This is a genomic window from Micromonospora sp. M51, assembly GCF_018070305.1.
GTDB lineage: Bacteria > Actinomycetota > Actinomycetes > Mycobacteriales > Micromonosporaceae > Micromonospora > Micromonospora parva.
Genome location: NZ_JAGPXZ010000287.1, coordinates 1 through 7,107, shown reverse-complemented (window position 1 = coordinate 7,107; position 7,107 = coordinate 1). Strand labels below are relative to the sequence as shown.

General features: G+C 71.5%; 8 protein-coding genes. 4 read left to right on the top strand and 4 right to left on the bottom strand.

The window, feature by feature from the left end:
- Positions 1 to 154: 154 nt before the first annotated feature.
- From KBX53_RS16860 to KBX53_RS16850, 3 genes are read left to right on the top strand one after another with little or no spacing between them, the layout of a single operon-like run.
- Positions 155 to 427 carry a hypothetical protein gene (locus KBX53_RS16860; RefSeq protein WP_245233557.1) on the top strand — a complete coding sequence of 91 codons (273 nt, stop codon included), beginning with the start codon at positions 155 to 157 and terminating at the stop codon, positions 425 to 427.
- A 1-nt stretch (position 428) separates the two neighbouring features.
- On the top strand, positions 429 to 1,595 hold the full coding sequence (locus tag KBX53_RS16855) for a glutathionylspermidine synthase family protein (protein WP_210860264.1): 1,167 nt from the start codon (positions 429 to 431) through the stop codon (positions 1,593 to 1,595).
- An 18-nt stretch (positions 1,596 to 1,613) separates the two neighbouring features.
- Positions 1,614 to 2,201, top strand: coding sequence for a CGNR zinc finger domain-containing protein (locus KBX53_RS16850; RefSeq protein WP_030329704.1), 588 nt, complete (start codon positions 1,614 to 1,616; stop codon positions 2,199 to 2,201).
- A gap of 33 nt (positions 2,202 to 2,234) precedes the next feature.
- Here the strand turns inward: KBX53_RS16850 and KBX53_RS16845 are convergent, their stop codons facing one another.
- On the bottom strand, positions 2,235 to 3,041 hold the full coding sequence (locus KBX53_RS16845; protein ID WP_081883736.1) for a sugar phosphate isomerase/epimerase: 807 nt from the start codon (positions 3,039 to 3,041) through the stop codon (positions 2,235 to 2,237).
- A gap of 75 nt (positions 3,042 to 3,116) precedes the next feature.
- Positions 3,117 to 4,061, bottom strand: a complete 945-nt coding sequence (locus KBX53_RS16840; protein WP_030329700.1) for a Ppx/GppA phosphatase family protein — start codon at positions 4,059 to 4,061, stop codon at positions 3,117 to 3,119.
- Between the two features lie 80 nt (positions 4,062 to 4,141).
- Here KBX53_RS16840 and KBX53_RS16835 point away from each other — a divergent pair, with 80 nt between their 5' ends.
- Positions 4,142 to 4,939: a hypothetical protein gene (locus KBX53_RS16835; RefSeq protein WP_210860265.1), complete on the top strand. Its 798-nt coding sequence runs from the start codon at positions 4,142 to 4,144 to the stop codon at positions 4,937 to 4,939.
- Between the two features lie 445 nt (positions 4,940 to 5,384).
- On the opposite strand, the gene KBX53_RS16830 is transcribed toward KBX53_RS16835, so the two are convergent.
- Positions 5,385 to 6,068, bottom strand: coding sequence for a response regulator transcription factor (locus KBX53_RS16830; protein WP_030329696.1), 684 nt, complete (start codon positions 6,066 to 6,068; stop codon positions 5,385 to 5,387).
- Positions 6,069 to 6,092: 24 nt separating this feature from the next.
- Positions 6,093 to 7,107: cell wall metabolism sensor histidine kinase WalK (locus KBX53_RS16825; protein WP_210860262.1), on the bottom strand; the 1,015-nt coding region annotated here is incomplete at its 5' end.

Below are 7,107 nucleotides of genomic sequence, written 5' to 3'. Positions count from 1 at the left end.
GCTCGACCTGGGATGACCGGGAGGCGGCGAGGATGACGGAACGGAGCATGAGCCGAGCGTAACGCCCCTGCCAGAGCCCCCGCCGAGGGGCGGCGGGGGCACTTCGACCCGGGGCGGGGCGGCGGCGGTGGCGTCGATCGGCTACAACGATGCCGTGGACCAACGCCCCCGCCGCCGGCTCCGATCGGCCTCCGTGCAACTCGGCGCGCTCACCGCTCTCGCGCTCGCCCTCTCCGGCTGCAACATGACCTCGGACGACGACGATGACGACGACTGCGCCCTCGGGCCGGTCGGCGGCGGCGAAACCGTCGCGCTGGCGATGCGGGTCAGCGACCCGGCCGCCGGCCGCACCGCCCCGGAACCGGCCACGACGGCCCTGCCCGAGCGCGGCGGGTTCGGCACCCACCTCGCCGCCTGCGGCGGCTGACGTGCGCCGCGAGACGGTCACCCCGCGCACCGACTGGGACGCCACCATCCGCTCCCAGGGGCTGGTCTACGTCGACACCGAACTGCCCGACGGCGGGATCATGTCGTACTGGGATGAGACCGCCGCGTACGCCTTCGACCTGGACGAGGTGCTGCGGCTGGAGGAGGCCACCGAGGAACTGCACCAGATGTCGGTGGCCGCCGCCGAGCACGTGGTGGCGCAGCGCCGGTACGCCGAGTTCGGCATCCCGCAGTGGGCGGCCGAGGCGGTGGCCCGGTCGCTGCGGGAGGCGCCACCGACCCTCTACGGGCGCTTCGACCTCGCGTACGACGGCACCTGGCCCCCGAAGATGTTGGAGTACAACGCCGACACCCCCACCGCGCTGGTCGAGGCGAGCATCATCCAGTGGTACTGGCTGGAGGACACCCAGCCGGATCTGGACCAGTGGAACAGCCTGCACGAACGGCTGGTCGGCGCCTGGGCCAAGATCGGGGCCGGGCTGCACGACCCGCTGGTGCACGTGCTCTGGTCGAACGAGGAGGAGTCCGGAGAGGACCACATGACCGCCGGCTACCTCGCCGAGACCGCCCGGCAGGCCGGCCTGAACGTCGAGTTGCAGCCCATCCAGGAGATCGGCTGGGACGGCCGACGTTTCGTCGACGCCGACGACCGCCCGGTGACCACCTGCTTCAAGCTCTACCCGTGGGAGTGGATGCTGGCCGAGCCGTACGGGCCGGCGGCCCTGGCCCCGGGCACCCCGACCACCTGGATCGAGCCGGCATGGAAACTGCTGCTCTCCAACAAGGCGCTGCTCGCGGTCCTCTGGGAGCTGTACCCCGGCCACGAGTACCTGCTCCCGGCGTATCTCGACTCGCCGCGCGGCATGCCGGAGTACGTCGCCAAGCCACTGCTCGGCCGCGAGGGCGGTTCGGTGCGCATCGTCACCGCCGGCGAGGAGATCACCAACCCGGGCATCTACGGCGACGAGGGCTGGTGCTACCAGGAGTTCCGGGCGTTGCCCCAGTTCGCCGGCAACCGGATGGTGCTGGGCAGCTGGATCGTCGACGGCGAGTCGGCCGGAGTGGGGGTGCGGGAGAGCGCCAGTCTGATCACCGACGGCTACGCGCGGTTCCTGCCGCACTACATCGACGCGCCACGCACCCGCTGAGTCGTCTACCGTTGGGGCGTGAACTTCGACGCGTACGCCCGGACCGGCGTTGACCTGGTCAACGCCCGCCTGGACGACCTCGACGACCTGCGGGCCCTCTTCCCCGACGAGAACGCCTGGATGCGCGACGAGGTCGCGGACCGGGACGTCGCGATCTTCCGCCGGGCCCAGAAGCGGTTGCGCGACGTCTTCGAGTACGGCACCTCGGGGCGGGACGCCCAGGCGGTCACCGAGCTGAACGCGCTGCTGGAGGCGTTCCCGGTGCAGCCGCGCATCTCCGGGCACGACTCCAGCGACTGGCACATGCACGTGACCAGCCGGGGCGCCTCAGTCAGCGCCGAATACCTGGCCGGCGCGGTCTGGGGGCTGTCGGTCTGGCTCTGCGAGTACGGCAGCGCCCGGTTCGGGGTCTGCGCCGACGAGCGGTGCGGCAACGTCTACCTGGACACGTCGTCCAACTGCTGCCGGCGGTTCTGCTCGGAGCGGTGCGCCACCCGCTCGCACGTGGCGGCGCACCGGGCCCGCAAGCGGGCCGCGGTCGGCGAGCAGGTGACTGTCGCAGCCCAACCGACCGCCGGCGTCGACTCCCTCTCACCGGTCAGCTGACACCGCCACCGCCCTCTCGTGGGGGCGGACGGGTCAGACGTCGACAGGTGACTGGGCGGTCAGGTGCTGGCGGGCGAACTCCAGCGCGGCGCGCAGGTCCGCCTCGCGCACCGCGCGGCTCTTCGCGCCCCGGGTGGCGACCTCCACCGCCACCGACCCGGTGAAACCCCGGCCGGCCAGCGAGGAGAGCAGCTCCCCGCACGGCTGGGTGCCGCGCCCGGGCACCAGGTGCTCGTCGCGACCCTCGCCGGTGCCGTCACCGAGGTGCACGTGCGCCAGCCCGGCACCCATCCGGTCGGCCATCTCCAGGGGGTCGCTGTGCGAGGCCGCGCAGTGCGACAGATCCAGCGTGTACGACGGGTAGCCGGCGTCGGTCGGATCCCAGCCGGGCACGTACGGGACGAACTGTCGACCCGCCATCCGCACCGGGTACATGTTCTCCACCGCGAAGCGCAGCCCGGTGAACCGGTCCGCGACGGTCGCCAGGCCCTCGGCGAAGTTGCGCGCGTAGTCCCGCTGCCAGCTGAACGGTGGGTGCACCACGACGGTCGGCGCGCCAAGCGTCTCGGCCAGCTCGGCGGCCTTGCGCAGACGCTCCCACGGGTCCGGGCTCCACACCCGCTGGGTGACCAGCAGGCAGGGCGCGTGCACCGAGAGCACCGGGACGTCGTAGTGCGTGGAGAGGCCGCGCAGCGCGCCCGCGTCCTGGCTGACCACGTCGGTCCAGACCATCACCTCGACGCCGTCGTAGCCGAGCGCCGCGGCCAGTTGGAACGCCGCCGCGGTCGGCTCGGGAAAGACCGACGAGCTGGACAGGAGCACGGGAACGCGGGAAGTCACATCAGCCAGCGTAGCCCGGCGACGCCGGGGGCATCGTGACGAGCGCCGGCAAACAGCCCCAAAACGGTCGTGGGGTCAGATCGGCTCAAGTTGATCGAGTCGACGGAGGATGACACCCTCCCGCAGCGCCCACGGGCAGATGTCCAGCGAATCCAGATCCAGACGGCGCATCACCGCCTCGGCGACCACGGCACCGGCCAGCAACTGGTGGGCCCGACCCGCGCTGACCCCCTCCAGCTCCATCAACTGCGCCGGTGGGATGTGCCGGATGAAGCCGATGACCTGTCGAAGGCCGGCCCGGGTCAGACTGCGCCGCGCCCACAGCCCGGCACCGGACGGGGCCGCCCCGGCCAGTCGGGCCAGGGTCCGGAACGTCTTCGAGGTGGCCACCGCCCGACCCCAGCCCACCTCCGTCATCTGGTCGACGACCTTGTCGAGCCGGCCGTCCACGTACTCCCGGAGCTTGTCGACGGCCTCCGCCGACGGCGGGGCCGCACTGGCCGGATCGACCCGCAGCCGCTCGCGGGTCAGCCGGCCGGCACCGAGCGGAAGAGAGACCGCGACGTCCGGGTCCTCGTCAATGCCGGCGGCGATCTCCAACGAGCCACCACCGATGTCCAGCACCAGCAGCCGGCCCGCGGACCAACCGAACCACCGCCGTACGGCCAGGAAGGTCATCCGCGCCTCGTCCGCGCCGGAGAGCACCGCCAGGCGTACGCCGGTCTCGTCGCGGACCCGGGCCAGCACGTCGGCCGCGTTGGTGGCGTCGCGCACCGCTGACGTGGCGAACGCGATCAGGTCGTCGGTCGCCAGCCCGGTGGCCGCCGCCTTCGCCATGCCCACCGCCTTGACCAGGCCGTCCGCACCCGCCTCGGTCAGTGCACCGTCGGGGCCGATCTGCTCGGCCAGCCGGAGCACCACCTTCTCGGAGTGCGCCGGCCACGGGTGCGCCCCGTGGTGCGCGTCCACCACCAGGAGGTGCACAGTGTTGGATCCGACGTCAAGGACACCCAGTCGCATGGTGAAGACCCTAGGTGCAACACGTTTGCGCGGCTCACCGACCTGCGGACGGCACCGCGCGTACGCTGGGCCGAGTGACGATGGAGCTCCGTGTGCTGGTGGACGACCCGGGTGACCCGCGTAGCCGTGAGGTGCCCCTGGACTTCCCTCGGGAGTGGATCGAGTTCACCGACCCCGCCGACGAGACGCACCTGATCCGGGCCGACCTGACCTGGTTGCTCTCCCGCTGGACCTGCATCTTCGGCAAGGGCTGCCACGGCATCATCGCCGGCCGAGCCGCGGACGGTTGCTGCTCACACGGCGCGTTCTTCACCGACTCGGACGACGAGAAGCGGGTCCGCAACGCCGTCCGGCGGCTCACCCCGTCGACCTGGCAGCACTTCCGGCGCGGGTTCAAGAACTGGACCGACGAGGACACCATCGACGGCAAGAACCCGGCCCGCCGCACCGCCACCCAGGGCGCCGACGGTCCGTGCGTCTTCCTCAACGACGCCGACTTCGCCGGCGGGGGCGGTTGCGCGCTGCACGCGCAGGCGCTGCGCGACGGGGTGCACCCGTTGGAGTACAAGCCGGACGTCTGTTGGCAGCTGCCGATCCGCCGTGACCAGGACTGGGTGAAGCGACCGGACAACAGCAAGGTGCTGGTCTCCACGCTGTCCGAGTTCGACCGGCGGGGCTGGGGAGCCGGCGGGCACGACCTGGACTGGTGGTGCACGTCCTCGACGGACGCGCACGTCGGCGCCGAGCCCATGTATCGGTCGTACGGGCCGGAGCTGACCGCTCTGATCGGCGCTGCCGCGTACGAGCGGCTGGCCGAGCTGTGCGCGACCAGGACGAGGCAGGGCATGATCGCCCCGCACCCCGCCGACGAGATCTAGCGGTCTCGGTACGGTTCACCTGGCTGCGACGCCTCCGCCTGACGACGGCCCGGCACAGCGACGCCACGGGCTTCGGCGGCGTCGCGAACGAGATCATCGGACGCCTCGCCACACTGCCCGCCCGCCTGAAGAGCGATGCCACAACGCCCGTAGCGGGGGAGCCAGTGATATGGGATGCGAAGCCTTTGGAGCTGACTCGTTTACGACATCGGCCCGGCCGGCGTCGGCCCGGCCGGCGTCGGCCCGGCCGGCGTCGGCCCGGCCGGCGTCGGCCCGGCCGGCGTCGGCGGATGACTCGTTTGTGACATCAGCTCCAAAGGACCCCACCACCGGACTCGCATCCCCCGGGCACAGGTGGCTGGGCCCCCGAAACTGGCTCGCTGAGCAGGCGCAAACAGGCCGAAGGGGGCCCGCGTCGAGCGCGGGCCCCCTTCGGGTACGCCGATCACGGCTCGAACTTGTAGCCCAGACCCCGGACGGTCACGATGAATCGCGGCGCGGACGGCTCCGGCTCGATCTTCGAGCGCAGCCGCTTGACGTGCACATCGAGCGTCTTGGTGTCACCGACGTAGTCGGCACCCCAGACCCGGTCGATGAGCTGGCCTCGGGTGAGCACCCGGCCGGCGTTGCGCAGCAGCAGCTCCAGCAGTTCGAACTCCTTCAGCGGCAGCTGCACCGCACCGCCGTCGACGGTCACCACGTGCCGTTCGATGTCCATCCGCACCGGGCCGGCGGCCAGCGTCGGCGCACCCGCCTCCGCCACCTCCGGGCTCTGCCGGCGCAGCACCGCCCGGATCCGGGCGACCAGTTCCCGAGGCGAGTACGGCTTCGTCACGTAGTCGTCGGCACCGATCTCCAGCCCGACCACCTTGTCGATCTCGCTGTCCCGGGCGGTGACCATGATGATCGGCACGGCAGAGCGCTGCCGCAACTGCCGGCAGACCTCGGTGCCCGACATCTCGGGCAACATCAGGTCGAGCAGCACGATGTCGGCGCCGGTCCGGTCGAACTCGGTGAGAGCGTCGGTGCCGGTCGCGGCGACCGAAACCTCAAAGCCCTCCTTACGGAGCATGTACGACAAGGCGTCGGAGAACGACTCCTCGTCCTCGACCACGAGAACGCGGCTCAACGGGGATTTCCTTTCCATTTGCTGTCAGACCTGCCGTAGCCCAGTCGGACCGGACTCGATCCCAACCGGCGGCAGTGTCGCCAGGAGGTCATCCGGTGGACTGGCGGGCAGCCGGAGGGTGAACGTCGATCCACCACCAAGAGTGCTCGACACCTCGACCCGTCCGCCATGGTTGCTCGCAATGTGTTTCACGATCGCCAGGCCGAGCCCGGTGCCGCCGGTGGCACGCGAGCGGGCCTGGTCGGCCCGGTAGAACCGTTCGAAGATCCGGTCGACGTCGGTGGGGGCGATACCGATGCCCTGGTCGGCGACGGCGACCTCAACGTGCTCGTCGTCGCCCCGCAGGGTGACCCGGACCGTGGTGTCCTCACCCGAGTAGTTGATGGCGTTCTCCACCAGGTTCGCCACCGCCGTGGCGAGTTGGGAGTCGCTGCCGTACGCGGTGAGACCACGCTCACCGTCCACGGCCACCGTGACCCCTCGGGCGGAGGCTGTGGTGCGGGTCCGGTCGACCACCTCGGCGATCACCCAGTCCAGCGCGACCGGCTCCGGTGGCGGCTGCGGCTCAGCGCCCTGCAACCGGGTCAGTTCCAGCAACTCCTGCACCAGCCGGCCGAGGCGGGTCGACTCGTGCTGGATCCGCTCGGCGAACCGGCGGGCGGCCACCAGGTCCTCGGGAAGGTCGGAGGCCGCGGCGTCGGCCGGCTCGGTGGCGTCCAGCAACGCCTCGGCGAGCAGTTGCAGGGCCCCGATCGGGGTCTTCAGCTCGTGGCTCACGTTGGCCACGAAGTCGCGTCGCACCCGGGTCAGCCGGTGCGACTCGGTCACGTCGACCGCCTCGACCGCGATGAAGCCGTTGCCGAGGCCCATCGCCCGCAGGTGCACGCCGAGCGGGTTCTCCCCCGCGCTGTCGCGACCCCGGGGCAGGTCCAGCTCGATCTCGCGCCGCACGCCGGTGCGTCGCACCTGGCCGGCGAGGGTACGGATCAGTGGGTGCGCGGCGATCGAGCCGGGGGTGCTGCCGGTCCGCAGCAACCCC